Below are 25,582 nucleotides of genomic sequence, written 5' to 3'. Positions count from 1 at the left end.
GCGGTCACGAGTCCTTTCTACGGAAGCGGAGACGCACCGGGGTGCCCTCCAGGTCGAAGTTCTCCCGGAGCCGGTTCTCGAGGTAACGGCGGAAGTTGTCGTCGACCACCTCGGGGTAGTTGCAGAAGAACGCGAAGACGGGGGGCCTCGACCCCGTCTGGGTGCCGTACATGATGCGCAGGCGCTTGCGGTCGCGCGACACGGTGTGGCCGGTCTCGCGCAGACGCTGCAGCAGGTCGTTCAGGGCCGACGTGGGCACCTGGCGCGAGCGGTTCTCGCAGACCTGCGCCACGAGGGCCCAGATCTTGTCGACGGAGCGGCCGGTGAGGGCGGAGATGCGCAGCCGGGGCGCCCAGGGGGCGAAGTCCAGGCGGCGGTCCACCGACATGACGCACTCCTCGCGCTTGCGGTCGGTGTCGGCGAGGTCCCACTTGTTGAGCAGCACCACGAGGGCGCAGCCGCGCTCGATGGCGAGGCCGGCGATCTTCTGGTCCTGCTCGGTCATGCCCTCGGAGGAGTCGACCACGAGGAGGCAGACGTCGGCCTCGTCGATGGCGCGCAGGCCGCGGACCATGGAGTAGTACTCGATGTCCTCGTGGACCACGGAGCGCTTGCGCATGCCGGCGGTGTCGACGATGCGGAAGGGCACGCCGTCGCGCTCCACCACGATGTCCACGGCGTCGCGCGTGGTGCCGGCGACGTCGCTCACGATGGAGCGGGTGCGGCCGGCGATGCGGTTGACGAGCGACGACTTGCCCACGTTGGGGCGGCCGATGATGGCGATGTTGACGGTGCCCTCGGGGTAGACGTCGTCGTGGGCCACCTCCTCGGGGAAGGAGCCCACGAGGTCGTCGAGCAGGTCGCCCGTGCCGGTGCCGTGGAGCGCCGAGAGGGCGCGGGGCTCGTCGAGGCCCAGGGAGTAGAAGTCCCAGAGCGCCGCCTCGTTGGTGGGGTCGTCCACCTTGTTGACGCAGAGGAAGACGGGCTTGTCGCTGCGGCGCAGGATGCGCGCCACGGCCTCGTCCTCCTCGGTGGCGCCGGTGCGGCCGTCCACCACGAACACGATGGCGTCGGCCTCCTCCACGGCGGCGAGGGCCTGCTCGCGGATGCGGCCGGAGAAGGCGTCGTCGGTGCGGCCGGTCTCGATGCCGCCGGTGTCTACGAGCACGAACTCCACGCCGTTCCAGTCGGCCTCGTGGTACGAGCGGTCGCGCGTGACGCCGCGCGACTCGTGGACGATGGCGTCGCGACCCTGGGCGATGCGGTTTACCAGGGTGGACTTGCCCACGTTGGGGCGGCCCACGACGGCGACGATGGGTTTGGGCATGGATCACTCCTCGGCAGTTCCGACATAACCCCTTGATTATGCTTGTTACCCGTTCAGCAGGTGCCCGTAAACGCCGTCCACGAGGCTCTCCGGCAGCGTCTCGATGAAAAAGGCATCCCCGCCGCGCTCGGCGAGGGCCGCGACGACGTCCGCCGCGGCCATGCCGTCGAGGGTCACGGAGTCGAAGTTGAGCATGAGGTCGGGCAGCACCACCACGGTGCGCGACAGGTCGGCCGGCAGCTGGGCGAGGATGTCCTCGGCCACGATGAGGCCGGTGACGTTGACGTCGCCGCCGAAGTAGTCGTTGCGCACGGCGAAGGCCTCGGCCCGGGGCGCCCAGCCGACCCCCTCGAGGAAGCCGCGGTACACGCCTTCGGCGGCCTCGCCGCACACGAGCAGGAGCCCGAGGTCGTCACGCTCCAGGGCGCCGGCGACCGCGGCCGCCCTCCCGGGCAGCTCCGCCACCACGCGGGAGGTATCGTCGATGAAGCTCCTGAGCATGCCGATGCCGTCGTAGAACTGCGGGTAGCCGTCGTAGTCCTCGGCGGGCGGCGGGTCCAGGCGGGCGGCCACGTAGAACTCGTCCGAGAGCTGGAACCGCGTGATGCCCAGGGTGGCGCGGGCGCGCCCCTGGTAGGGCGCCACGGCCTCCACCACGGCGCGGGCGGCCTCGGGGTCGTCGGAGTAGCTCCTCGTGAAGGGCGAGTTCTTGGTGTAGCCCATGGGCACGATGGCGAGAGAGGTGACGGCAGGGCGCGCCTCCACGTAGTCGAGGGTGCGGAGCAGCTCCTCGCCGTCGTTGAGGCCCGGGCAGAGCACCACCTGGGCGTGGACCTCGATGCCCTCGTCGCACAGGCGCTCGAGCACCTCGAGGCCCCGGGCCTCGTTGCGGCCCATCATGGCCCGCCGGGCCCCGTGGGACACGGCGTGGATGCTCACGTTCATGGGCGAGAGGCGGTACGAGACGATGCGCTCCAGGTCGTCGTCGCCCACGTTGGTGAGCGTCACGAAGTTCCCCTGGAGGAAGCTCAGGCGGTAGTCGTCGTCGCGCAGGTAGAGCGAGTCGCGCATGCCCTCGGGCAGCATGGCCATGAAGCAGAAGACGCAGGCGTTGCGGCAGGTGCGGATGCCGTCGAACAGCACGTCGGAGAAGGCGAGGCCCCAGTCCTGGCCGGGCCCGCGCTCGAGGGTGCAGGCGCAGGCCTCCTCGGAGCCGTCCTCCCCCACCACGGCGACGTCGAGGTCCACGGAGGCGCCGTCGGCCTCCCAGCGCCAGGTGATGATGTCGTCCAGGGGCACGCCGTTCACGGCGTCCACACGCATGCCCGGCTCGAGCCCGGCCTCCCACGCGGGGCTCCCCTCCTCCACGGAGGCCACCCAGGCGCCGAGCACCGGGAGCTCCTGGCGGCCGTAGTCGGCCCGCTGCCGCTGCTCGCTCACCGGCCCTCGCCCACCATGGCCTCGAGGGCCTCCACGACCTCGTGGATCTGCGTCGCGGGCGTGGAGGCGCCGGCGGTGACGCCCACGGTGTCCGCGCCGGCGAGGAACGCGGGGTCCAGCTCGGAGGCGGACTCCACGTGGCACGTGGGCACGCGGCCGGCGCAGATCTCGGCCAGGCGCGTGGTGTTGGCGGAGTTCTTGCCACCGATGACCACCATGGCGTCCACGGAGTCGGCCAGGCGCGCGGCCGCCTCCTGGCGCTCGCGGGTGGCCTCGCAGATGGTGTTGTGCACGCGCACCTCGCCGAACCTCGCGAGGAGCTCGGAGACCACCTCGTCGAGGAGGCCCTTCTCCGTGGTGGTCTGCACCACCACGCCCACCCGCCTGGCGTCGGGCAGGGCCCGGGCGTCCGCCGCGGACCCCACCACGTGGGCGCCGGGGGCGTGGCCGAGGATGCCCTCGACCTCGGGATGGCCGGCCTGGCCCACCACGACCACCTCGTAGCCCTCGGCGGCCAGGCGCTGCGCCGCGCGGTGCACCTTCTTGACGTAGGGGCAGGTGGCGTCCACGACCTCGAGCCCGGCCGCCGCGGCCTCGTCGGCCACCTCGGGCACGACGCCGTGGCTGCGGAGCACGAGGCGGTCGCCCGCCGGGAGCCCCCGGATGGCCCCGTCGTCCACGGCGTCGGCGCCGCGCTCCTCGAGGGAGGCCACCACCTGCGGGTTGTGGATGAGCGGCCCCATGGTGTGCACGGGGGTGCCGCCGGCCGAGAGGACGCCGTCCACGAGGGAGAGGGCGCGCTCCACGCCGAAGCACGCCCCGGCGCGGTCGGCCACGACGATGGTGGCCACGGCTACCACTCCCCCGGGTGCTCGCGGCGGAGCTCGGCGCGGAGCTCCCAGACGCGGTCCATGGCGCGTCGCTCCATGGCGTCGAGCTGCTCTCGGCGCCCCTTGACGCCGAGGGCGCCGAACCTCAGGGGGCGGCCCACCTTGAAGAAGACGCGGTGGGGCCGGGGCAGGCGCTTGCCCTCGGGGGTGACGTCCCTGGCCCCCACCACAGCCATGGGGGTGACGTCGGTCTTGGCCATGCGGGCGATGAGGGCGAAGCCCCCGTGGATGTCGGCGGTGCCGTCGTCGTCGCGGATGCGGGTGCCCTCGGGGTAGATGAGCACGGACTCGCCGCGCTGGATGGCGCGCTTGGCCCGGCGCACGGCCTTGAGGTCGGCCGTGCCGCGGTCCACGGGGATGCCGCCCACCCGGGTGAAGACCCACCGGGTGAGGTCGCTCCTGTTGAACTCCTTCTTGAACACCGGGCGGATGCGCAGGCCGTGGCGCCAGAACATGACCACACAGATCACCGGCTCGACCATGGAGACGTGGTTCATGACCACGACGGTGCCCTTGTCGCGGCGCTCGAGCTCCTCCATGAGGGGCTCGGCGTCCTCGAAACGCCAGGGCCAGTACAGGCGCGTGAAGCCGTACACGACGGCGCACGCCGCCGAGTAGACCATGCGGCTGGGCAGGGGGAACTCGGCCATGCCGTGGTCGTAGTAGTCGTCCCACGTGTTGTGGAAGGGCCGCATGGGGGCGTCCCCGCCCGCGGCCTTGGCCGACTTGGCGGCCTTCCCGGCCCCCTCCCCCGCCTCGGAAGCGGGAGCGGGCTCAGGCTCGGCCTTAGGGGCCTCCTCGGGGGCGTCCTTCGGCGCGGCCTCGGCGGCCGCCCGCTCCCGGGCGCCGTCCACGAGGGAGGCCACGGCATCCACGACCTCGTCGGCCGTCATGGAGGTGGAGTCCAGGCGCACGGCGTCGTCGGCGCAGCGGAGCGCGCCCACGGCGTGGGCCTCATCGCCGGCGTCGCGAGCCAGGATGTCGCGGCAGATGCGCTCGTAGAGGGCCAGGTCGCGGACCTCGGCGCCGGGAGTGCGGGGGTCGGTGCCCTCACGCTCCATGGTGCGGCGGCGGGCCCGGGCCGCGGCGTCGGCGGAGAGGAACACCTTCACGTCGGCGTCGGGGAAGACCACGGTGCCCATGTCGCGACCCTCGGCCACCACGTCGCCGGCGGCGCCCACGGCGCGCTGCTGGGCCACCATGGCCTCGCGCACGGCGGGGACGCCCGAGACGGCGCTCACGTTGGAGTCCACCTCGGCCGTGCGGATGGCGGAGGTGACGTCGCGGCCGTCGAGGAGCACCGTGGGCGCGCCGCCGGGCTCGGCGGCCGGGCCGAAGGCGATGGTGACCGAGCGTGCCAGGGCGCCGAGGGCGCAGGCGTCGGAGGGGTCCACGCCCCGCTCGAGGGCCGCCAGGGTCACGCAGCGGTACATGGCGCCGGTGTCCAGGTAGGTGAGCCCCTCGCGACGGCCCAGGGCCCTCGCCACGGTGGACTTGCCGGACCCCGCGGGGCCGTCGATGACCACGATCATTGATTCTCCTCCTTCTCCAGGGCGGTGCGCGCCCTGCCTCGGGCCGCCACCTCCTCGGGCGTGAGCCCCATGGCACTGACCATAAGCCTGGACGAGCCGTCGCCGACGAAGATCTGCGACGAGACGTTGCCTATGGCCATATCCCAGAATCTGTCCACTTCCATACCGTAGGCGGCGCCGAGGAGGGCCCTCGTCATGCCGCCGTGGGTGACGCAGGCCACGCGCCCCCCGAAGCCGCGGGCGTCCTCGAGGAAGTCCGCGGCCCGTCCCATGAGGTGCTCGAACGACTCGGCGCCCGGCGCGGGGCGCGAGCGCCCGTCCGGGCCCACGGGCCAGGGGAACGCGAGGCCGCGCTCCCGGCCCTCGGCCGCCGTGAGCCCCTCGAGCGCGCCGAAGTCTATCTCGACGAGGCGCCCCTCCACCTCGGGCTCGATCCCGAGACAGAGCGCCGCCCCGAAGGCGATGGAGCGGCAGCGCACGAGCGGCGACGTCAGGATGCGGTCGGGGCGCCAGTCCACGAGGGCCCGCACGGCCCGGGCGCACTGCAGGGCGCCGCGGTCGGACAGCTCGACGTTGCGCCGGCCCGAGAAGAGGTGGGCGGTGTTGCCCAGGGTCTCGGGGTGGCGCATGAACAGGACCTCGCTCACGGGCGCCCTCCCCTCCCCCTGCGGCGTGCGGCGGCCTCGGCCTTCACGCCGTCGAGCTCCCGGGCCTCCCCGTCCGTGAGGGGGCGCCAGGCGCCCTCGGCGAGCCCTCCCAGGCGTACGGGGCCGAAGCCGTCCCGGTGCAGCCGCACCACCGGGTGGCCGATGGCCTGGAGCATGCGCTTGACCTGGTGCTTGCGGCCCTCGTGGATGGTGAGGGCCACGACCGACATGCCCTCGGGAACCCCGTGGGGCGCCACGGCCGCCACGCGCGAGGAGCGCGGCGAGAGCACGTGGCCGCGGGCGGGCGCGCAGAGGCCGTCGTCGAGCTCGATGCCGTCGTGGAGCGGCTCCAGCTCGTGGGGGCGCACGACGCCCTCCACGAGGGCCACGTAGTCCTTGGACTTCTCGGCGGACGGGTGGGCGAGCGCCTGGCCGAGGTCGCCGTCGGTGGTGAAGAGGAGCAGCCCCGTGGTGTCGCCGTCGAGGCGCCCCACCGGGAAGAGCCCGGGGTGCTCGGCCACGGGCACGAGCTCGGCCACGCAGGGACGGCCCCTGGGGTCGCGCATGGTGGTGAGGTAGCCCGCCGGCTTGTTGAGCACGATGGTGAAGGGGCCGTCCCCGAGGAAGACATGCCGGCCGTCCACGCGCACCTCGTCCACGGCGGGGTCCACCTTGCTGCCGAGCTCGGTGACCGTCGCGCCGTTCACCGTCACGCGGCCGGCGGTCATGAGGTCCTCGGAGCCGCGGCGGCTGGCCACGCCGGCCCGGGCGAGGAACTTCTGGAGCCGCATGGGCACCACGGCAGGCGCGCCCTCACTCGTCGTCATCGTCGTCCACCTCCAGGAGGCCCGGGTCGATGTCGTCCAGCACGTCGCCTGTGACCTCGACCTGCCCCGTCACGACCTCCTCGTCCCGCTCCGCGCCGACCTGCCCCGCGCCATCGTCGGCCGGGGCCGGGGCCGCGCGGCCTCCCAGACGCTCGATGATGAACCGGCGCGAGGCCTCGTCGGGGGCGAAGTCCTCCAGGGGCGGCAGCGCCTTGATGGACGAGAGGCCGAACCGCTCGAGGAACGCCGTGGTGGTGCCGTAGAGCACGGCGTGGCCGCGGTCCTTGTCGCGCCCGGCCTCGCGCACGAGGCCCTTGTCGATGAGGGAGGCGATGACGCCCTCGGAGTTCACCCCGCGCACGGCCTTGACGCCCTCACGGCTCACGGGCTGGTGGTAGGCGATGACGGCGAGGGTCTCGAGGGCGGCCTGGGAGAGCTTGCGGGTGTCCCAGGAGGCCACGAGGCGCTCCACCTGGTCGTGGTAGGCCGGGTGCGTGAACAGCCGCCAGCCGCCGGCCACCTGCCTGAGCTGGATGCCGCGGTTGGCGTCCTGGTACTCGGCGGAGAGGTCCGCGAGCGCCTCCACCGCCTCGCCCGGCGCGATGCCGAGCACCTTGGCCACGGTGGTGGCGGGCAGCGGGTCGGAGGACACGAGCAGCAGCGCCTCTATGCAGCCCTTCTGGGAGTCGGCCGGCAGGCGGTCGAGGGTCTCGTTCATAGGTCGTCCTCCATGTCCTGGATGTCGGTGGGCTCGTAGGGCCCCGAGCCCTCCACGCAGGCGACGTCGATGTCGCCGAAGAGCTCCCTCTGGGAGAGCCGCACCATGCCGCGCTTGAAGAGCTCGAGGATGGCGAGGAAGGTCACCACCACGGTCTCGGGGTCGCGGGAGCCGTCGAGGAGCTCCGAGAAGGTGGCGAACCCGCGGGAGCGCACCACGCGGTCCACGCTCGCGGCCGTGAGGGCCACGGGGAGCCGCTTGGGCGCCACGTGCTCCGCCTCGAGGAGGAACCCCTGTCGGCGCGACTCGCAGTCGGCGCAGATGACGGCCAGCCCGCGCAGGGTGACGCCCTTGAGGAAGTCGGGCATGACGCCCAGGAACTCCGGGTCGGGGCCGGCCGTGCGCGGATGCATGCGCGACTCCGCCTCCATGCGGGCCCCGAGCGCCGCGCCGGCGTTGCGGAACTGCTTGTAGGCCATGAGCCGGGCCACGAGGACGTCGCGGGCCTCGTCCGGCGAGAGGTCGAGCAGGTCGTCCTCGTCCTCCTCGTCGCCGCGGGGGCGGCCGGCGCCGTCCTCGGGGACGAGGGAGGCAGCCTTGATGTCGAGCAGCGTGGACGCCACGAGAACGAAGTCGCTCGCCACGTCGAGGTCCATCTCGCCCATGCGCTCGACCTCGGCCAGGTACTGGTCGGCCACCTCGGCGACGCTGATGGCGCCGATGTCCACCTTCTGGCGGCTCACGAGCGACAGCAGCAGGTCGAAGGGGCCCGAGAACGAGCCGGTCTGCACCCGGAACGACACCTACAGGCCACCTCCCCAGAGCATGACGTCGTAGAGGCTGCCGGCGGTGACGTCGAAGTACGCGCCGAGCGGGTTCACGTGCAGGAAGTCGGGCAGCAGGTAGAGCACGACGATGAGCACGGGCATGGCGTAGCGCTGCACCTGGTAGTAGGCGTCGAGGGCGCGGCCCTTGAGGAAGAAGCCGATGACGTGGGAGCCGTCGAGCGGCGGCAGCGGGATGAGGTTGAAGAAGCAGAGCACGAGGTTGACCCACACGTAGTCGGCCAGCACCTGCACGAGCAACGGCGCCTGGAAGAGCGCCATGGGCCAGAGGGCCACGACGGCGCGGAAGACGAGCGCGCCCACCGCGGCCTGCACGAGGTTGGAGGCGGGGCCGGAGAGGGCCACGAGCACCTCGTCGCGGCGCCGGTGGCGCAGGCGCCACGGGTTGTAGGGCACCGGCTTGGCATAGCCGAAGACCGGCCCGCCGAGGAGCACCATGACGAGCGGGAGCACCACCGAGCCGAAGGGGTCGAGGTGCCTGAGGGGGTTGAGGGAGAGGCGCCCCTCGTCCTTGGCCGTGGAGTCGCCGCAGAGGTAGGCCGTGTAGCCGTGGGCCACCTCGTGGAGCGTGGCGGCCCACATGACGATGGCCACGGTGATGACGGCGTCGAGGAGGTAGGACAGGACGCCGGCGCCGGTGAGATACATGGCCCTCCCCTCAGCGGACGGCCGACGAGGCCCGCATGAGGCCCCAGTCGAGGACGAACAGGAAGACGGCCACCAGGAAGAAGTCGCCGCGGAAGGCGCCGCCGAGCGGCGTGGGGATCACGAGCAGCCCGGAGACCGCCGTGGGCACGAAGTCGTTGAGCCCCATGACGATGGAGACGAGGCCGAGGTTGGTGGCCGTGCCCAGGCAGAGGACCACCACCAGCGCGGAGAGCACGACGGCGGCGGCGCGGCAGAGGTAGGCGAGCGCCCGGAAGACGCGGGAGGCGGCGGCGCTAGCCATCGACCTCGGCCTCCTCGATGAGCGTGGAGAGCTCCAGCCACTCCTCCTCCAGGGAGGAGATCCTGGCCTTGAGGTCGTTGTACTCCTTCATGGCCTCCTCGAAGCGCGCGGCGTCGGCGTAAAGCTCCTCCGACGCCATGAGCTCCATGAGCTCGTCGTAGCGCCTGTGGGCGGGGTCGAGCTCCCTCTCCACCTGACGCAGGCGCTTCTTGGAGCCGGAGAGGCGCCTGTTGCGGGCGTTGCGGGCCTCGGCCTCGGCGCGGCGCTGCTCCTTGGTCTTGACGTTGCGGCCGGCGGGCTTGGGCGCCTCCTCGGCCGCCCGCTGCGGCGCCTTGGCCTTCTGGCCGATGGCCACGACGTTGCGCGAGCCGGCCGTTGCCGAGGCGGCCTCGGCGTCCGCCCGTGAGGCGAGCTCGGCGCGCTTGAACAGGAAGTAGTCGTAGTCGCCGTCGTAGACCGTGACCGTGCCGTCGCGGACGTCCACGACCTTGTTGGCCACGGCGCGCACGAGGTGCTCGTCGTGGCTGATGAGCACGATGGTGCCGTCGAACTCCTTGAGGGCCTGCTCGAGCACGTCCACGGAGTCGATGTCCAGGTGGTTGGTGGGTTCGTCGAGGCAGAGGAGCGGGTCGGGCGACACGAGCATCTTGGCGAGCGCCAGGCGCGCCCGCTCGCCGCCGGAGAGCATGGAGACGCGCTTCTCGACGTCGTCGCCGTGGAACAGGAACGCGCCCAGGAGCTGGCGCTCCTGGGACGTGGTCCAGCCGGGGGCGGCGGCGTCCATCTCCTGCATGACGGTGTTGGCGGCCGTGAGCTCCTCGAGCTGGTGCTGGGCGTAGTAGGCGAGCTCGACGTTCTTGCCGAGGGAGACCGAGCCGGCGTCCGGCTGCAGGTGACCGCAGATGAGCTTCATGAGCGTGGACTTGCCGGCGCCGTTGGGGCCCACGAGGGCCACGTGGTCGCCGCGGTAGAGCGTGAGGTCGGCGTCCTCGTAGACCACGTTGTCGTCGAAGGCCTTGCGCACGTGGTCCACCTTGACGACCTCGTCGCCGGTGCGCGGCGGCTCGGGGAAGCGGAAGTGCACCTTCTTGGACTGTTCGGGGAGCACCACGAGTTCGCCCTTGATCTTCTCGATGCGGGCCATGCGCTCCTGGGCCGCCTTGGCCTTGGTGGGCTTGTAGCGGAATTTGTCCACGAAGACCTGCATGTGGGCGATCTCGCGCTCCTGGGCGGCGCGCTTGGCGCGGAGCTGTTCGAGGTTGGCCTCGCGCTGGCGCAGGTAGTCCGAGTAGTTGCCGGTGTAGGTGCGCAGGGAGCGGTTCTCGAGGGCGGCCACGTGGTCCACACAGGCGTCCATGAAGGAACGGTCGTGGGAGACGATGAGGACGACGCCGTCGTAGCTGGACAGGAAGCCCTCGAACCACTGGACGCTCTCGAGGTCGAGGTGGTTGGTGGGCTCGTCGAGCAGCAGGACGTCGGGGTGGCGCAGCAGCAGCTTGGCGAGGCTGATGCGCATCTGCCAGCCGCCGGAGAACTCGAAGGCCGGCTTGTCGAGGTCCTCCACGGGGAACCCCAGGCCGCACAGGATCTGGCGGGCGCGGCTCTCGAGCTCGTAGCCGCCGGCGGCCTCGAAGCGGTCGCGGGCGCGGCCGTACTCCTCCATGGCGGCGTCGAGGGCGTCGGGGTCCTTCTCGGTGGCCATGACCTGCTCGAGCTCGGAGATGCGCTCGCCCAGGTGCGCGATCTCGGTCGCGGAGGCCATGACCTCCTCGAGGGCCGAGCCGTCGCCGGCGAGCTCCGCCTCCTGCTCGAGGTAGCCCACGGTGGCGCCCCGGGCGAGGGTCACGGAGCCCTCGTCGGGCGACTCGAGGCCCATGACGATCTTGAGCAGCGTGGTCTTGCCGGCGCCGTTGGGGCCCACGAGGGCCCAGGACTCGCCGGCGTTGAGCTGGATGGTGGCGCCCGAGTAGAGGACCTGGGGGCCGAAGGACTTTGCGACCTTGTCGATGAGGAGGATCACGGGGCTTGTTCCTAGTCTTGCGTGAGGTGGATGGCGAAGCCCGCGACGGGCTCCTTGAAGTAGACGAGCTTGGTGGAGCCGTCGGGCAGCAGGACGCGGGAGGACTCGTCGACCTCGAAGCCGCGGGCGGCGAACCAGGCCTCGGCGGCGGGGATGTCGTCCACGTGGAAGCCGATGTGCCCGTGCTCGCCGCGGCCGCAGCCGCGCATGGTCTCCACAAGCGTGCCGCTGAACAGCGACACGGGGGTGTCGGTGCGGGGCAGGCCCATGAGGCGGGAGAAGGCCTCCGCGATGGAGGCGGCCTCGGCGTCGTCGGCGGCATTGACGCCCACGTGGGCGATGCGCAGGCCGAAGAGCTCTACAGGGTCCTCGCTGGGTCGTTCCATCGGTTTGTCCCTTCACCGTGTGCAGGCAGTACCGTCAAGTATATGCCAGCGCCCCGCGGGGCTGTCACCCCCGGCCGGAAACGCGGCACGACCGTGCAGGAGACGCGCACAATCGCGGTTTGTCCTCATCGACCCGGCAAGGATGCGGGGATATCCGGATCTCCCCTCACCCGGCGCTGCCCGACCGGGGGCGCCGGCTCAGCCCTCGAACAGGAGCACGAGGCAGCAGCCCACGTGGCACTCCACCTCTCCCCCGCCGGCGGCCTCCACCACGTTGGAGACGCCGAGGTCGTCCAGGGCGTCGAGCCACCGGTGGTCCAGCGGCCAGTGGAGGCCGCGCTCGGAGATGCAGGTGCCGTCCGCGAGGGGCACCGCCGAGACCGTGCGCCCCCTGCCCTCCACGCGCACAGAGGGCAGCCCCTCCGGCGAGAGAACCCAGCCCCGCCAGCCGTCGCCCACGAGGGCCACCGGGCGCCCGCTGTGCCGCCGCGCCACGCCCAGGACGCCCAGGCCGTGGTCGACGCGGCCGCCGGTGGCGCAGAGCAGGGTGAACGCCGGGATCGTCCCACGGGCGGCCGCGACGGCCTCACCCAGGGCGAACGCGGCCTCCAGGTCGGTCATGTCCTTCTCGCACGGGAGGGCCACGCGCTCCGGCACCGCCGAGGCGACCCACGCGAGCACGTCGGGCCCCGCGGAGTCGCCGTCCCCCACGAAGGCGTCCGGCACAACCCCGGCGTCGCGACACCACGCGGCGCCGCGGTCGGCCGCCACGACGTAGTCGGCTCCGGCGCAGCATGCGGCCAGCAGCTCGCGGGAGCAGGGCTCGGGCGAGCCGGCCACCACGGCCACCGAGAGGCGACCGGCCGTCACAGCGCCTCCAGCACCTCTCGGAGGGTGACGCCGCGCCAGCCGTCGGAAAGCGCCACGTCGGCCACGGCCTCCATGTCGCCGAGCCTGTGGCGGCTCGTGGGCCAGGTGAGGCCGAGCGTGGGGAAGCCCGCCCCGTGGGCCACGGTCACGGCGTGGAGGGAGTCGTCCACCACGAGCACCCGCGCGGGGTCGAGCCCGTAGTCGGTGGCCGCCGCGAGCCACATGCCGGGCTCGCTCTTGCTCGGGTAGCCCATGGACACGGAGTAGATCCGGTCGAAGAAGCCACGGAGCCCGTTGGCTCCGAGGCCGCACTCGACCTCGGGGAGCTCGGAGCAGCTAGCGACGGCCATGGGCAGGCCGGCGTCGCGCACCTGCTCCAGGAACTCCCTGGCACCGGGTATGGCCGGGACGTCGCTGGCGTAGTGCCAGTGGGCCCGCTCCATGACCTCGGCCTTGATCCGGGCCGGGTCCACGTCCAGACCGTTCTCCCTCACGAACATGGCCAGGCCCTCGTCGGCCCCCATGGTCTCGGCGCGGGCCTGGTGGGTCTGGGCGGCCTCCTCGCCGGCGTAGGCGGAGAGGACCTCGGGCAACACCGAGCGCCACATCCCCATGGAGTCGAGCAGGGTGTCGTCGCAGTCGAAGACTATGGCCTTGATGTCCACGGAAACCTCCCTCTTTCCAAGCGGTCCACCAGACTCTAGCGCAAGGGCGTCGCAGTGTTTATGGAGGGGGCAGCCGAGGGGTACAGTTATGCGTCGCACAGCATCGACGAAAGGAACGCCATGGCCCGCTACGACTACCGCTGCACCGAGTGCGGAACCGTCTTCGAGGTGGAGCACCCCATGGGCGAGCGCCCGGAGGTGGCCTGCCCGGCCTGCGGCGCACCCTGCGAGCGCGTCTTCGAGGCGAGCGCCATCACCTTCACCGGCTCCGGCTTCTACAACACCGACAGCCGCGACTCCTCGGGGTCGGGGTCCCACTCAACGTCGTGCGCCGGCTGCTCCGGCGGCGACTGCTCCGGCTGCCACTAGCGGCACCTACGGCGCCCGGCCGGGACCGGGGCGCCGCCTACCCCCGCCTGACGAGCCGGGCCGCGAAGTGCCCGTCGGGGCCGTCCGTGGCGGGCACGCTCGCGAAGTCGCCGGACGGGAGCACCCACCGGCGCACCATGCCTTGGAACGGCACCGGCGCCGCGGCCACGCCAGGCGCGCGGCCGCAGTCCTCGCGACGGAAGCCGCGGCCGGCGGGGCTGTCCAGGAATCGGTCGACGACGGCCGGGCCCTCCTCGTCCAGGACCGAGCACGTGGCGTAGACGAGGGTCCCGCCCGGGGCCACGCGTCTCGACGCCGCCTCGAGGATGCGGCCCTGGAGGGCCGGCAGGCCGTCGGGGTTGTCGGCGTCGAGCGCCGAGGGGTCGAGGGCCCAGGAAATCTCCGGGTGGCGGCGCATGGTGCCCGTGCCGGAGCAGGGCACGTCGCAGAAGACGGTGTCGAAGGAGCGGTCCAGCTCGCGGGGCAGGCCGGGGCCGTCGAGCAGACGGGCGTCCCAGGCCATGGAGGTGACGGACGCCTCCCAGCCGTGGCTCACGCGCTCCCGGGCCAGCTCCACCTTGGACTCGGAGAGATCCACGGCCACCACCTTGGCCGGGCCGCCCAGGGCCGCCGCGGCGTTCTCCAGGAGGATGGTCTTGGTGGCGCGCCCCTGCCCCACCTCGAGCAGCGCGGTGCCGGGAGCCGGTGCGCCGATGCGGCTCACCATCTGGGAGCCGAGGTCGCTCACCACCACGTCCACCGAGCCCACGAGGCCGCTCCGGGCCAGGGCGGCGGGCTTCTCGAGCAGGAACGACCCGGGCAGCGCTACGGGCACCGGCGCCGTGCCGCTCTCGCGCAGGCGCGTGTAGGCCTGGGCGGCGTCGCACACGCCGGTGTTGGCGGCGACCCACGCGGGGGCCGGCTCCAGCTGGGCCAGGGCCATGGCGGCCGCCTGGGGCGCCGGCAGCGAGGCGCACAGGCGCACGGCGAGCCAGGAGGGCATGCCGGCCACGAGGGAGACGTCGGCCACGGAGACGGGCACGCCGCCCGCCAGGGCCGCCGTCACACGCTCCCGGGCGCTCCGCACGCGGGGGCGGTCGCAGGAGACCACCTTGCGGAGCACGGCGTTGGCCAGGCCGGACGCGCGTCTCGCCACGGTGCGCACGAGCTCCACGCCCTGGAAGACGGAGACCTCGGGCGAGGTCTCGAGGTACATGACCTCGAAGCATGCCACGCGCAGGGCGTCGCGCACGCGGGGCTCGAGGTCGCGGGGGCGCCGCAGGTGGCTGTCGAGCACGGCGTCGAGCAGGCCGCGGCAGGCCGTGGACCCCAGCACGAGGCGGGAGGCCAGGCCGCGGGCCTTGAGGGAGAGCCGCGCCATCTCCGGGGCGGCGCGCAGGAGCTCGCGGGCGTAGGCGTCGCGACGGCGGGCCCGGGAGACCACGGCCAGGGCCACGGCGCGGGAGGGCGAGACCTCGGCCATCAGATACGCTCCCAGCGGCAGTCGGGGTCGTCGTGCAGGCCGCGGGCCCACTCGCCGGCGGCCATGGCGCGCTTGCCGTCGGGCTTCACCTCGAGCAGCTCCACGACGCCGTCGGAGCAGCCCAGGGCCACGCGGCCGTGCTCGATGCGCAGGTGCCCGGGACGGGCGCCGAGGCCGGCCACCGTGCGGGCGGCGAGCACGCGCATGCCGCGGCCGCCGGCCCTGAGGCGGGCGGGGGCGGCGTCGCTCGAGGCCAGCACGCGGCGGACGTTGGCCACGGCGGTGTCGCCGGGGTCCAGGCGCATCTCGGCCTTCTCCACCTTGGGGGCAAAGGTCACGAGGGACTCGTCCTGGGGCGTCCAGACGGCCTCGCCGGCCTCGACGGCCACGAGGGCGCGCACGAGGAGGCGTGCGCCCAGGTGGGAGAGCTCGTCGGTCACCTGGGCGCTGTTCTTGCCGTCGATGGGCACAGAGCCCGTGAGGCAGAAGTCGCCGGCGTCGAGCTCCTTGACCACACGCATGATCGAGACGCCGGCCGTGCGGTCGCCGGCCAGGATGGCGCGCTGGATGGGGGCGGCGCCGCGCCAGCGCGGCAGCAGCGACGCGTGGACGTTCACGCAGCCGAGGGGCGCGAGGTCGATGACGCCCTGGGGCAGGATGCAGCCGAAGGCGGCCACGCACAGGATGTCGGGCTCGAGGCCGCGGAGCCACGCCTGGGTCTCGTCGTCCATGCGGGTGGCCTCGCGCACGGGAAGGCCGAGGCGCGCGGCGCACGCCTTGACGGGAGAGGGGTCGAGGGTCTTGCCGCGGCCGCGCACGGCGTCGGGGCGCGTGACCACGCCCACGACGTCGAAGGTGGCGTCGAGCGCCTCGAGGGAGGGCACGGCGAAGTCCGGCGTGCCCATGAAGACGACGCGCATGGCGGCCCCCTACTCGGTCTCGCCGGGGCGGACGCCCTCGGCGATGGCCTGGCGGACGCGGGTGGCAGCACGGGCACGCGCGATGGGGCCGAGGTGGTCGAGCATCACGGTGCCGTGGAGGTGGTCGATCTCGTGCTGGAGGCAGCGGGCCAGCAGCGTGCCGTCGGCCTCGTAGCGCATGAGGTCGCCGTCGAGGTTCTGGGCGTGCACCACCACGTGGCGGGGACGCTCCACCTCCACGGTGACGCCGGGGAACGACAGGCAGCCCTCGGAGCCGGTGAAGGTCTCCTCGGACTGCTCCACGATCTGGGGGTTGATGAGGACGTAGGGGTTCTTCTTGGTGCCGTCGCCGTAGTCGCAGTCGATGACCACCATGGCCACCGACTCCCCCACCTGCGGGGCGGCCAGGCCGCAGCCCTCGGCGGCGTACATGTCGTCGATCATGCGCTCGGCGAGGGCGCGTACCTGGGGGGTTATCTCGTCGATGGGGCTGGCCTCGCGGGTGAGCACGGGGTCGCCCATGAGGACGATGTCATCAAGCATCGCATCTATATCGGCCATGGGTCTCCTCACGGTAGGTTTTCCACCCAGCATTCTACCCGGAGAGGGGGACCGTGAGCGGGGAGCTGCGAGGACGGGCGGCCGGCCGTTGGGAGCGAGCTTGTCGACTTGCCGCGGGCGGGCCGGAGGAGGGAGACCGGGATGTGCCCCCGTTCGACGGCGCGGCCTGAGAGGCAATCGAGATTTCCCCTCATTTTGCGGCGGAGATCGAGGGGAGATCTGGATTTGTCCTCACTCTGAAGGCCGACGGTGCGGACAAATCGCGATTTCCCTCACTTGGCGGTGAAAAACGAGGAGAAATCAGGACCTGTCCTCATCGGGATGTCGTTCGGTGCGGAGTCCGCGGCGGTACTCCGCACCGAGGGTGATTGGAGCGAGAAGTGACGTAGCCCACTCCGCAGTCCGACGATGAAAAATGCGGAGTGGCGTGGGCTGCTCCGCATTCTGGAAGGCGAACGTGAGGAGTGGCAATGGCTGCTCCTCACCACGGAAGCTCGGAGTGAGGAGTAAGGGCACACACTCCTCACTCCCCTGGCGAGACGGTGCGGAGAAGGCTGGCCCACTCCGCACGGCGGAGGAGAAACGCGCAGGGCGAGACGGGTCGCCGAGGACATAGGGCAGTCGATCGGAGACTGGCGGAGGATGCAGGGTCTCAAGTCGGAGGAGCTGGCCGACATGGCGGGCGTCTCGCGCTCGACCCTGTCGAGGCCGGAGAACGGCGATGCCTCCGTGAGCCTGGCCACGCTGCTCGACGTCTGCAACACGTTCGTGGTCACGGACCGCATCATCGACGCCGTGGACCCCTACGAGACCGACTGCGGAAGGGCGCGGGCGTCCCAGGGGCTGCCCCAGCGGGTGCGCAGGCTCACATGATCGGACGGTCCAACGGTCACCTGCATCGACCTTGGGGCGCCCGGCACGCCTCGATTGGCGGCGAGAAGGGCCAAGCGATCCCCCGCGGTCGAGTCAGGGGCCCATGGGGCAGGCCGCTTGAGGTCATGCCCCCTCGTTGGCAACGGTGCGCATGCGCTCGGTACTGACATAGCCGAGGGTTACCATGACCAGCGTGAGCCCAAGCACGACGGCCAGACCAGCCGCCGGCATGACTCCCGAAGCCAGGTCGCGCATGAGGTCGAGCTGGTAGGTGAGGGGGTTCACGGCAGCGATGACCTTGAGGAACACCGGGGCCTGGTCCAGACGGTAAAGCGTGGGGGCGCTGAACATGAGCGGTGTCATGAGAAGGCTCACCGTCAGGTCGCGGGTGCGGTAGGACGTGATGGCGGCCGTGACGACGCACCCCGCGGCCGACCAGAACAGGCCGCACAGGAGGGAGCCCGCCGCCAGGGCCGGCACATCGATCGGGGCGTTGAACCCGGTGACGACCTCTGCCACGACGACGATGCAGGCTCCCTGACACAGCAGCGTTATGAGCGGCACACAGAGCATCCCTGCGTAGTACCCGCCCCTCGACACCCCGCTGGCAAGCTTGAGGCAGCCAAGGGACCACTTTCGCTCGAGGGTCCAGCGGTAGATCACCTGGCTCATCATGGAGACCGCCTGCATGCCCACGACGCCGACTGCCAGAAAGGCCGTCATGGACGGCTCGGTGCGACCGTCGCTCGACGAGAGCGCGGTCACGACAAAGAGGCTGTAGAAGATCGGGTAGGCCAACAGCCCCGGTAGGCCGGCAACACTGGTGAGGCGTGCGGCCTTCACCTCAAACTGAACCGTGAGCGCAAAACCCCTGAGAAAATCGGCCATCGCCGTCACCGCCCTTCCCCGGCGCCCATACGGTCATAGGCCGCCTCCACGGCATCTCCCAAGGTTGACGCCGTGCGGACCACATCGATCACGCCGCCGAGCGACGCCGCCATGGACAGGAGGTCGGGGATGGGGCTTCCGGACGGCACCTCCACCTCCAATGCGTTGGCCCCGCCCAAGCGCGAACCGGCGACCCCCGCCTCGTCGTCGGCTGTCACCGGGCGGTCAAAGACCAGACGGACCGTGTCCATGGGAACGAACCGAGCAATGAACGCCCCCCTGTCTCCAGAGAACGCGCGGCGGCCTCCGTCGAGCAGGGTGATGTGGTCGACATCGTGCTCGACCACATCGAGCTCGTGGGAGCTCACGAGGACCGCGGAGCCACGGGTCGACCGCTCGCGCAGCACACCCATGAGGCCACGCTTCACCAAGGCGTCGAGCCCGACGAACGGCTCGTCGAGAATGTAGACGTCGGGGTCGAAAGCGAGGGTGCGGGCAAGCATAAGGCGCTGCTGCTCCCCGCCGGAGAGCTCCTCGGGGTCGCGCGGCGCTTTGTCCGAGAGCCCCACGGCATCGAGCACCTCGTCGGCGGCGCGGCGGGCAGAGCGGCCCGTCAGCCCACGAAGCCGCGCGCCAAGGAGCACGTTGTCATGGACACCTAGGAACCAGTCGATGACAAGCTTCTGGGCACACCAACCCACCCGGACGCCCGGGGAGCGCCCGACCCTCCCCGAATCGAGACGAGCCATGCCCAGAAGGGCGTGCATGAGCGTTGACTTCCCCGCCCCGTTGCGACCGAGCAACCCGTGGATGGAACCGGCGCTGATGTCGAGGGATACATCGTCGAGGGCGGGGCGCCCTGAAGCCCGATAGCTCACGGTCAGGCGTTCTGCCCAAAGGAGCCGACCATCAATGTGAGCCATGCTCCACATCCTTCCAAAAAGGACTAAAATCTCCAGTCCTTATGCAGTTAATGGTTAAAATGGGATTGTCTAGATAGAGTCTTAGTGCTTTTAAGGCTGCATCATCTCTTTTGGATGCAAGAACACCAGTTTCATAAAGAGTAAATCCTGGAGTTGAATAAAGAGGTTCTTCCGCATTAGAAGATGTTGTTGCATTTTCTAGGTCAGAGACAACCAGTGAATCCCATGTCTTGTTGACGAGGATGTTGTCAAACGACAAATCACACCAAGCAAACCCAGCCTCATGCAAGTGAAGTAATGCGACTTCTAAACTACCAATAATGATAGTCCAGCGGACTGCAAGAACTCTTGAGGAGAACTCAAGAAGTCACTTACTGCATTCCAATCGGAAAGAAGAGCACTCAGAACAATCTCGAGATTTGCATCTATTACTAAACTCCTAAGCTATGTTTAAGAACAATCTGAATCAAATCAAGAGTAGCCGAACTGGAAGGTATCAGCTTATAGACTTCCATCTTATAATTGCCGATTGAGAAGGTAACTTCATGCTATAGATGCCAATATTATTGGTTCTATAATCATTTAGCAATTGCGGCAACGACAGCAACGCCAAAGTGGCAGAGAATGGCCTATATTTGCCTCGGAAAGGAAGCGATTGACAGCAGCTCGCTCGACTGGGGTGCGGACATGGCCCACACAGACCACCCGCTACCATGAGCCCGTGTTTCAGAGCTCCAGCACCCGCTTTCTCAAAGGGAACATCTCCGGCACACGGCTCATCATCACTATCGACTAGACGTCTTTCATTGACAGAATCGAGATGGCCATGAATCCTCTCATCGTTGCCGAAGTGGCCGGCGCAGTCATTGCGATCGCCGTGTTTCTCAGGGGCGCTTACTGCCTCCTCGTCATAGGCGTGGCGGCGTACGACGAGATAAAGAAGAAGGACTAGCGCCTCTCCGAGAGGGCCGTGCCCGACTTTCCCGGGCACGGCCCCATCCATGTGCTACAGCGTCAGCAGCCCCTGATAGAACGCGCTCGGGAACAGGAACGTGCGCCCCCTGCCGTCGAGGAAGACGACGACCTTGCCCCGCTCGCGCTCGATACCGACCACCTCGCCGTAGCCGAAGGCTCGCTTCATTTTGCGTCCATGCTCCAGGCTGCCGGCCAGTTGGCCGGGTGCGGCAGCTCGTTCAGGGTCGGCAGGGAGTCAACGATGTCCAGCGTCTCCAAGGACACCGTAATGACCGACTCCACGAGGTCTACGATGTAGCGCGGGTTGTCCGGCGCGTAGAGGTTGGGGTCGTTGACGATGCCGCTCTTCTTGTCCACCTTCATCTGGTAACGGTCCACCAGCCATGCAAGGGCGCTCTTGCCGTTGACCACGTACTCCTGGGCCCGCTCGGGGATGCCGCGCAGGGTGAGGCTGTCGGACACCTTGAGGACGGTGAAGTCCTTGACGAGCTTGCCGGTCTTCTTGTCGCGCACCTTGCCCCAGGCCATCTTCTCGGTCCGTCCGGGGTTCTCCGAGCAGCCGGCCTCTTCCACGGGCCAGGGCTCCACCGACTCATAGTTCACATGGAGCTCGCCGAGCTTGCGGCCGGCCTGCTCGAACGCACGGAAATCCTTGGCGAGCGGTATGCGGGGCAGCTCCTTCTTGAGGTTGTTGGCGAAGCGCTTGCGGTACTCCGGCGAGTGGAGCAGGCCGTAGACGTAGAAGAAGATGTCCTCCTTGGTGATGGAGGTGTCTCCGTAGGTCTCCTGGAACACGGCCAAGGATTCATCGGTGATGGCGTCGTGGCGCACGGGCTCGGAGCGGCCGAGAAGCCCATCGCCCGACGGCTCGTCGTACCAGTAGAGGGGGAAGCACTGGGAAGTGCTCTGCATGTGCAAATCAGGAACTTGAGCTGATATAAGACATGAGAACTCTCGTCCCGAAGCTGGGCCGGTCATACATATCTCGAGATTTGTGAGACAGTGAGGGGACATTGCTGGTAGGTCATTTCGGCCGCTTTTTCCCTTCATACCAGCCTCAGCCGTCACCTCTGTCAAAGAGGCAGCATTGGGGTTGCTGGTAGGTCCTTTCGCCCGCTCGCCTGCGGCGAGCGGGAAAAAGCGGGGTTGCTGGTAGGTCCTTTCGTTCATCGTCCGCTCGTAGTAAACCCACTGCTTGCAGAACGGCCTATAGCAGCCCACTACGACCGAGTCCGGAACGTAGTCGATATTCATATGCCGCTTGGCATAGTCCTCGATGCGCCTCGTCCAGCTGTAGCGCTTATCGTCCCTGGGAACGGTCTTTGAGCCCATGCATCTCATCTCATCGACAGCATCATTGGTATTGCCAATGAGTTCAGCCATCTGATGGGCGACCTGGCTCTTTGAGTAGCCCCATGCCCAAGGATCCCTCTGTGTTTTCAGTCCGCAGGACCAAATATCAAAGAGTCCGAGGATACCCTTACGCTTCTCGATGCCCATCGGCGCGAATTCATACCAAGAGTCGTCTCGCTGATCGAGCCAGTCTCCGTGACGGTCGGGAATAACAGTGTCCCACTGGGGGTCGACGCCCACTGCCTCTTTGAGAATGTCCAACTTTTCCTGACGAGAGAGACCATCCCCGATATTCCGGTAATGTATTATCCCGCGCCCTGAAGATACCGGGTTCTTAACCAGGAGCGTGACGGTTATCGGGGACTTAGAGCCACTTCCGAACAAATTGTCGCCCTCGGCATCGAGCTGCTCTCGGGAAAGCCGACGGAACTCTTTGTTTCCCCGTAGATCGTATACATATATATCGTTGAACTCTTCCGTGAAACAACGCCTGACCCCTTCACCAGATTCGCCAGAGAGCCAGCCGCCTCCGGAGACGAAACACACTATTCCGCTGTCTCCAATGCGGTCGCTGGCCCAGCGGAACGCACGGATGTAGTGGTTGTAGAGGGAGTTCTTGTTGCTCGCCTTTGTATTCGCCGCATAGGTCTCGGCGATGCGCCCATCTAACGTCTTGTACTTCGCGTTCTGGTTGCCCGTGTTGTTCTTGTCACCGGCACGGTACGGCGGGTTTCCCACGATGACCGTGATGGGCGTGTTCACCTGCTCCTCGATGCGCTCGCTGTTCTCGAGGAAGGTCCCCCGGTCGATGACATTGTCCTCCTCCCCCAACTGGAAGGTGTCACAGAGGAGCGCCCCAGGGAACGGCTTGTAGGCCCCGCCCATGCGGGCGTGGTAGGACTGCTCGATGTTGATGTCCATGATGGAGGCAGCCAGGGGCACGATCTCGTTGGAGTGCAGGTCGTGCTCGTACTTGTAGGGCAGGTCCTCGTCCGAGATGAGGGTGGGGTCCTCGATGAGGCGCGTGAGGTAGGTGCCCGTGCCGGCAAAGCCGTCGAGGACGTGCACCCCCCTGTCGCCGAGATGCTGGCCGAACTCCCGCTCAAGGGCCCTCTGCACCATGTGGAGCTGGGCGTCCACCACCTCCACGGGCGTGTACACGATGCCCAGCTCCTCGGCGGTGCCCTTGAAGGCCGCGGCAAAGAAGTCGTTGTAGAGCTCCTTGATGAGGTTCTGCTTGGCGGCGTCGCTCTGCACCTGGGAGGCGATGACACGCACCTGGGAGTAGAGGTCGTTGAGCTCGGGGCTGTCCAGCGACGACCTGAGGCCCGCGTCGTAGAGGGCCGTCAGGGCGCGGTCGATGCCGGCCACGATGGGGTTGCCCTCGCGCACCTGGTCCTGGTTGAACAGGGCGTCGAAGATGGGCCTGGTCACCTCGTGCTGGGCCAGCACGTCCACGGCGCGGTCCGCGTCGTAGTCGGGGTTCAGGGTGTCCCGGAGACCGGTGAGGAATCCGTCAAAGGCGTCGGCCGCCTCGCCCGGCTCGGCCACGAGGGAGCGAATCTGGTCGGCCCGGGCCCGGGTGACGGCGCCGACATCGCCCGCCCACTCGTTCCAGTAGATCTTGGTGCCGCACTTGCGCACGATCTGGGCGCGGATGGCGCGGGCCATCTCCTGGAGGGAGTCCTCGTCCTCGCCCAGGAGGAGCTGCCCCTGGTTGGGGTCCACCTCGCCGCGCTTGAGCTTCTCGGGGGCCGTGGGCTCGTAGTCTTCGTCGCGGGCGTCCTCCCCCACCCGGTGAGCGCGGTGCGCGACGTTCTTGGGCCTGTCGAGGCGGGAGGGGTCGAGCACCTCGAACTCGACGACCTCCTTGAGGGGCTCGGAGTCGCCCAGGGAGGCGGCGTTGATCTTGGCGTCCAGGCGCTCGTCGTGGGAGCGCAGGGCCGAGACCACATCCCAGATGCGGCCGTACTCGCGGCTGGACGAGAGGGCCTCGCCGGGGTCGCTGCCGTCCGCCACGAAGATGGGGATGATGATGTAGCCGTAGCGCTTGCCCGCCGACGTGCGCATGACGCGCCCGACGGACTGGATGATGTCCACCTTGCTGCGACGCTTGGAGAGGTAGACGACGGCGTCGAGGGCTGGCACGTCGATGCCCTCGGAGAGGCAGCGTGCGTTTGAGAGGATTCGGCAGACGTCGTCGTCATCGCCGCCCGCAAGCCAGTCGAGGCGCTCGGCGCGCTCCGGGGCGGTCATGGTGCCGTCCACGTGCCTGACGTCCACCCGCACGTGACGGCCGCCGTCACCGGAGTCCGAGCCCTCCTCCTCCATGCCCTGGAGGTAGGCGTCCACCACATGCTGGAACTGGTCGGAGAGGAACTTGGACGCGGCGATGTTGGCCGCGAAGGCGATGGCATGGTGCAGCACGCGACGGGTGTCTTCGCCCTCGACGACGCCGGCGCCCTCGATATCCATGACGCCGCCGGCATGGGTGCGGTCGAAGAGCGCCTTCCACACGCCGAGGAAGCGCGCGGCGTCGGGCATCTCGATCTCGTTGGCGTTGTTGGCGACGAGGCGCTGGATCGACCGCGGCATCATGGACTGGTCGACCTGCATGACCACGAGCTTGTAGTCGGTGAGCAGGCCCTGGCTGACCGCGGCCCCAAAGGAGAGCCGGTGGCAGATGCGGCCGTAGACCTCGGGGTTGTCCATGGATGCCACGAGTCCGTCGGAGACCTTGGCCATGCCGGCGAGCTTCTCGTCGTCCTTGGTCTGGTAGACCCGGGGCGTGGCCGTCATGTAGAGGCGGCGCCGGGCGTCGATCCAGGCGTTGTCGTGGACGCGCACGAAGGCGGTCTCGTCGGCCTTGCCGTCCTCGCCGTGCATGCGGCCCGTGGTGCGGTGGGCCTCGTCGCAGATCACGAGGTCGAAGGAGGGCAGGCCCGCCTCCTGGGCCTCATGGATGACGTCGATGGACTGGTAGGTGGAGAAGACGACGTTGAGGGCGCCGGGGTCGGCGCGGAAGCGCGAGGCCAGAAGGCCCGAGTTGGTGGTGGCGGGATACGGCACCATGGAGAGGGTGCCGTAGGACTCGGCCACCTCGGCCGGGTCCCCCTTGCCCAGGCTCGACGCCTTGGGGTCGGAGCACACCACGTAGGAGTTGAGACGGCCGCGCACCTGCTCGGCCCAGTCGCGCATGGACTGGGCCACGAGGCTGATGGACGGGGCGAGGAAGAGCACCGTGCCGCCTGGCACGAGCTCCTCGGCCAGGCGCAGGGCCGTGAGGGTCTTGCCGGTGCCGCAGGCCATGACGAGGGTGGTGCGGTCGGCCGTCTCGAACTCGGCCTTGACGGCGTCGATGGCCCTGCGCTGATGCTTGCGGGGCTCAAAGACCAGGCGTTCGCGGCCCTGCCGCACCTCCTCGCAGGTGAGGTGCATGCCGTTGGTGTAGAAGTCCTGCCACGGGAGGTTGGACCGCTCGATGTCGTCGAGGCCGATGCGCACGACGTTGTCGTGCTCGTTGATGTAGGCCTCGAGGTTCTTGGTGAGCTTTACGGCGGTGTCCGCAAGGACCCGGTAGGTGTAGACGTCCTCCGTGGCCTGCATGAAGAAGGTGGCCACGGAGCCCTCGGACAAGGCGGCGTCCGTGTAGCACTTGGCCTGGATGGCCCAGTACTCGCCGGTCTTGGCGTCACGGGCCACGAGGTCGATGCCCACGTCCTGCTTGCCGTTGTTGGTGGGGGCGTCGGCCCACATCCAGACGCCGTCGAACCTGTCGGCATAGAGCGGGTCGTTCTCAAGGAAGAACTTGACGGCCCGCTCCCAGGCGGTGCCCTGGTCCTTTTTGTTGACGGACTCCGCGACGATACGGTCGAAGACCTCGCGGACAGATAGGTTGACCTGGCTCTCTCCCACGCTTGCGTCCTTCGAACGGACGCGGCGGGTGGCCCAAGGTCACGAAAAGGTAGTCGTTTTGAGAGGGTATTATCTGAAAATGAACCGAAGCAACTACCTGCACATTTCGCGGCGGGTCAGCACTCGAGAAGGCGCTTGAGGGGGCTCCTCAAAACGACTACGTTCTGCGAAGTTCACAGGAGAAGCGCAGACGGTCCCACCGTTCC

Annotated in this window: 24 protein-coding genes; 3 read left to right on the top strand and 21 right to left on the bottom strand. The window is 69.2% G+C overall.

The genetic code is table 11. The annotated features are described in order from the left end of the window. Positions 1-4: 4 nt before the first annotated feature. The 14 genes from der to OR600_RS04385 form a co-directional block, all read right to left on the bottom strand. Positions 5-1,327, bottom strand: coding sequence for a ribosome biogenesis GTPase Der (der, locus tag OR600_RS04450; protein WP_135977571.1), 1,323 nt, complete (start codon positions 1,325-1,327; stop codon positions 5-7). A gap of 45 nt (positions 1,328-1,372) precedes the next feature. Next, a complete protein-coding gene (locus OR600_RS04445; protein ID WP_204407086.1) occupies positions 1,373-2,767 on the bottom strand; it encodes a DUF512 domain-containing protein in 1,395 nt (464 codons plus the stop codon). After that, complete coding sequence (gene ispH, locus OR600_RS04440; RefSeq protein WP_135977572.1) at positions 2,764-3,618, bottom strand: 4-hydroxy-3-methylbut-2-enyl diphosphate reductase; 855 nt, start codon at positions 3,616-3,618, stop codon at positions 2,764-2,766. The genes OR600_RS04445 and ispH overlap by 4 nt, the downstream gene beginning before the upstream one ends. Positions 3,619-3,620: 2 nt before the next feature. Next, the gene (cmk, locus tag OR600_RS04435) at positions 3,621-5,189 is read right to left on the bottom strand and encodes a (d)CMP kinase (RefSeq protein ID WP_265590740.1); all 1,569 of its coding nucleotides are present in this window, start codon (positions 5,187-5,189) and stop codon (positions 3,621-3,623) included. After that, positions 5,186-5,836: a histidine phosphatase family protein gene (locus OR600_RS04430; protein ID WP_204407468.1), complete on the bottom strand. Its 651-nt coding sequence runs from the start codon at positions 5,834-5,836 to the stop codon at positions 5,186-5,188. The genes cmk and OR600_RS04430 overlap by 4 nt, the downstream gene beginning before the upstream one ends. Then, on the bottom strand, positions 5,833-6,663 hold the full coding sequence (locus tag OR600_RS04425; protein ID WP_265590739.1) for a pseudouridine synthase: 831 nt from the start codon (positions 6,661-6,663) through the stop codon (positions 5,833-5,835). The genes OR600_RS04430 and OR600_RS04425 overlap by 4 nt, the downstream gene beginning before the upstream one ends. Continuing rightward, positions 6,650-7,381 carry an SMC-Scp complex subunit ScpB gene (gene scpB, locus OR600_RS04420; protein WP_204407472.1) on the bottom strand — a complete coding sequence of 244 codons (732 nt, stop codon included), beginning with the start codon at positions 7,379-7,381 and terminating at the stop codon, positions 6,650-6,652. The genes OR600_RS04425 and scpB overlap by 14 nt, the downstream gene beginning before the upstream one ends. After that, positions 7,378-8,184, bottom strand: a complete 807-nt coding sequence (locus tag OR600_RS04415; protein ID WP_204407474.1) for a segregation and condensation protein A — start codon at positions 8,182-8,184, stop codon at positions 7,378-7,380. The genes scpB and OR600_RS04415 overlap by 4 nt, the downstream gene beginning before the upstream one ends. Then, entirely contained in the window at positions 8,185-8,874 is a 690-nt protein-coding gene (locus OR600_RS04410) for a site-2 protease family protein (RefSeq protein WP_251173583.1), read from the bottom strand. Positions 8,875-8,884: 10 nt separating this feature from the next. Next, positions 8,885-9,175: a hypothetical protein gene (locus OR600_RS04405; protein WP_204407478.1), complete on the bottom strand. Its 291-nt coding sequence runs from the start codon at positions 9,173-9,175 to the stop codon at positions 8,885-8,887. After that, positions 9,168-11,195: a ribosomal protection-like ABC-F family protein gene (abc-f, locus tag OR600_RS04400; protein ID WP_265590738.1), complete on the bottom strand. Its 2,028-nt coding sequence runs from the start codon at positions 11,193-11,195 to the stop codon at positions 9,168-9,170. Before abc-f ends, OR600_RS04405 begins: the two co-directional genes overlap by 8 nt. Before the next feature lie 11 nt (positions 11,196-11,206). Then, the gene (locus OR600_RS04395; protein WP_135977580.1) at positions 11,207-11,581 is read right to left on the bottom strand and encodes a VOC family protein; all 375 of its coding nucleotides are present in this window, start codon (positions 11,579-11,581) and stop codon (positions 11,207-11,209) included. Positions 11,582-11,779: 198 nt separating this feature from the next. Then, positions 11,780-12,451, bottom strand: a complete 672-nt coding sequence (locus tag OR600_RS04390) for a thiamine diphosphokinase (protein ID WP_265590737.1) — start codon at positions 12,449-12,451, stop codon at positions 11,780-11,782. Next, the gene (locus tag OR600_RS04385; protein ID WP_265590736.1) at positions 12,448-13,116 is read right to left on the bottom strand and encodes an HAD family hydrolase; all 669 of its coding nucleotides are present in this window, start codon (positions 13,114-13,116) and stop codon (positions 12,448-12,450) included. Before OR600_RS04385 ends, OR600_RS04390 begins: the two co-directional genes overlap by 4 nt. A 120-nt stretch (positions 13,117-13,236) precedes the next feature. On the opposite strand from OR600_RS04385, the gene OR600_RS04380 reads away from it, so the two are divergent. Further along, positions 13,237-13,485: an FmdB family zinc ribbon protein gene (locus OR600_RS04380; RefSeq protein ID WP_135977583.1), complete on the top strand. Its 249-nt coding sequence runs from the start codon at positions 13,237-13,239 to the stop codon at positions 13,483-13,485. Positions 13,486-13,522: 37 nt separating this feature from the next. Here OR600_RS04380 and OR600_RS04375 read toward each other — a convergent pair whose 3' ends face one another. Genes OR600_RS04375 through def form a run of 3 tightly spaced genes read right to left on the bottom strand, consistent with a single transcriptional unit; the run spans position 13,523 to position 16,449 of the window. Beyond that, entirely contained in the window at positions 13,523-14,968 is a 1,446-nt protein-coding gene (locus tag OR600_RS04375; RefSeq protein WP_265590735.1) for an RsmB/NOP family class I SAM-dependent RNA methyltransferase, read from the bottom strand. Continuing rightward, the gene (gene fmt, locus OR600_RS04370) at positions 14,968-15,888 is read right to left on the bottom strand and encodes a methionyl-tRNA formyltransferase (protein ID WP_204407206.1); all 921 of its coding nucleotides are present in this window, start codon (positions 15,886-15,888) and stop codon (positions 14,968-14,970) included. The genes OR600_RS04375 and fmt overlap by 1 nt, the downstream gene beginning before the upstream one ends. Before the next feature lie 9 nt (positions 15,889-15,897). Further along, positions 15,898-16,449 (bottom strand): peptide deformylase, encoded by a 552-nt coding sequence (def, locus tag OR600_RS04365; protein ID WP_135977586.1) that lies wholly within the window; start codon positions 16,447-16,449, stop codon positions 15,898-15,900. Positions 16,450-16,980: 531 nt separating this feature from the next. On the opposite strand from def, the gene OR600_RS04360 reads away from it, so the two are divergent. Beyond that, positions 16,981-17,322: a helix-turn-helix domain-containing protein gene (locus OR600_RS04360; protein WP_309295245.1), complete on the top strand. Its 342-nt coding sequence runs from the start codon at positions 16,981-16,983 to the stop codon at positions 17,320-17,322. 123 nt (positions 17,323-17,445) lie between these two features. Here OR600_RS04360 and OR600_RS04355 read toward each other — a convergent pair whose 3' ends face one another. Then, the gene (locus OR600_RS04355; RefSeq protein ID WP_373871642.1) at positions 17,446-18,120 is read right to left on the bottom strand and encodes an ABC transporter permease; all 675 of its coding nucleotides are present in this window, start codon (positions 18,118-18,120) and stop codon (positions 17,446-17,448) included. A 95-nt stretch (positions 18,121-18,215) separates the two neighbouring features. Further along, on the bottom strand, positions 18,216-19,133 hold the full coding sequence (locus OR600_RS04350) for an ABC transporter ATP-binding protein (protein WP_265590734.1): 918 nt from the start codon (positions 19,131-19,133) through the stop codon (positions 18,216-18,218). Between the two features lie 826 nt (positions 19,134-19,959). Here OR600_RS04350 and OR600_RS04345 point away from each other — a divergent pair. Further along, on the top strand, positions 19,960-20,085 hold the full coding sequence (locus OR600_RS04345) for a hypothetical protein (protein WP_265590733.1): 126 nt from the start codon (positions 19,960-19,962) through the stop codon (positions 20,083-20,085). Positions 20,086-20,139: 54 nt separating this feature from the next. Here the strand turns inward: OR600_RS04345 and OR600_RS04340 are convergent, their stop codons facing one another. Then, a complete protein-coding gene (locus OR600_RS04340; RefSeq protein WP_265590732.1) occupies positions 20,140-20,274 on the bottom strand; it encodes a hypothetical protein in 135 nt (44 codons plus the stop codon). Further along, complete coding sequence (locus OR600_RS04335; RefSeq protein WP_265590731.1) at positions 20,271-25,376, bottom strand: type ISP restriction/modification enzyme; 5,106 nt, start codon at positions 25,374-25,376, stop codon at positions 20,271-20,273. Before OR600_RS04335 ends, OR600_RS04340 begins: the two co-directional genes overlap by 4 nt. Positions 25,377-25,582 lie beyond the last annotated feature (206 nt).

The sequence above is a fragment of the Granulimonas faecalis genome (assembly GCF_022834715.1).
GTDB classification, from domain to species: domain Bacteria; phylum Actinomycetota; class Coriobacteriia; order Coriobacteriales; family Atopobiaceae; genus Granulimonas; species Granulimonas faecalis.
Note: the sequence above shows the minus strand (reverse complement) of the source record. Positions and strands in the feature narration are given on the sequence as shown.

Excerpts from the sequence above, each read along its gene's own strand:
- der (WP_135977571.1), bottom strand. The coding sequence starts at position 1,327 with ATGCCCAAACCCATCGTCGCCGTCGTGGGCCGCCCCAACGTGGGCAAG.
- cmk (WP_265590740.1), bottom strand. The coding sequence starts at position 5,189 with ATGATCGTGGTCATCGACGGCCCCGCGGGGTCCGGCAAGTCCACCGTG.
- OR600_RS04425 (WP_265590739.1), bottom strand. The coding sequence starts at position 6,663 with ATGACGACGAGTGAGGGCGCGCCTGCCGTGGTGCCCATGCGGCTCCAG.
- scpB (WP_204407472.1), bottom strand. The coding sequence starts at position 7,381 with ATGAACGAGACCCTCGACCGCCTGCCGGCCGACTCCCAGAAGGGCTGC.
- OR600_RS04410 (WP_251173583.1), bottom strand. The coding sequence starts at position 8,874 with ATGTATCTCACCGGCGCCGGCGTCCTGTCCTACCTCCTCGACGCCGTC.
- OR600_RS04405 (WP_204407478.1), bottom strand. The coding sequence starts at position 9,175 with ATGGCTAGCGCCGCCGCCTCCCGCGTCTTCCGGGCGCTCGCCTACCTC.
- OR600_RS04395 (WP_135977580.1), bottom strand. The coding sequence starts at position 11,581 with ATGGAACGACCCAGCGAGGACCCTGTAGAGCTCTTCGGCCTGCGCATC.
- OR600_RS04380 (WP_135977583.1), top strand. The coding sequence starts at position 13,237 with ATGGCCCGCTACGACTACCGCTGCACCGAGTGCGGAACCGTCTTCGAG.
- OR600_RS04375 (WP_265590735.1), bottom strand. The coding sequence starts at position 14,968 with ATGGCCGAGGTCTCGCCCTCCCGCGCCGTGGCCCTGGCCGTGGTCTCC.
- fmt (WP_204407206.1), bottom strand. The coding sequence starts at position 15,888 with ATGCGCGTCGTCTTCATGGGCACGCCGGACTTCGCCGTGCCCTCCCTC.
- def (WP_135977586.1), bottom strand. The coding sequence starts at position 16,449 with ATGGCCGATATAGATGCGATGCTTGATGACATCGTCCTCATGGGCGAC.
- OR600_RS04350 (WP_265590734.1), bottom strand. The coding sequence starts at position 19,133 with ATGGCTCACATTGATGGTCGGCTCCTTTGGGCAGAACGCCTGACCGTG.
- OR600_RS04345 (WP_265590733.1), top strand. The coding sequence starts at position 19,960 with ATGAATCCTCTCATCGTTGCCGAAGTGGCCGGCGCAGTCATTGCGATC.
- OR600_RS04340 (WP_265590732.1), bottom strand. The coding sequence starts at position 20,274 with ATGAAGCGAGCCTTCGGCTACGGCGAGGTGGTCGGTATCGAGCGCGAG.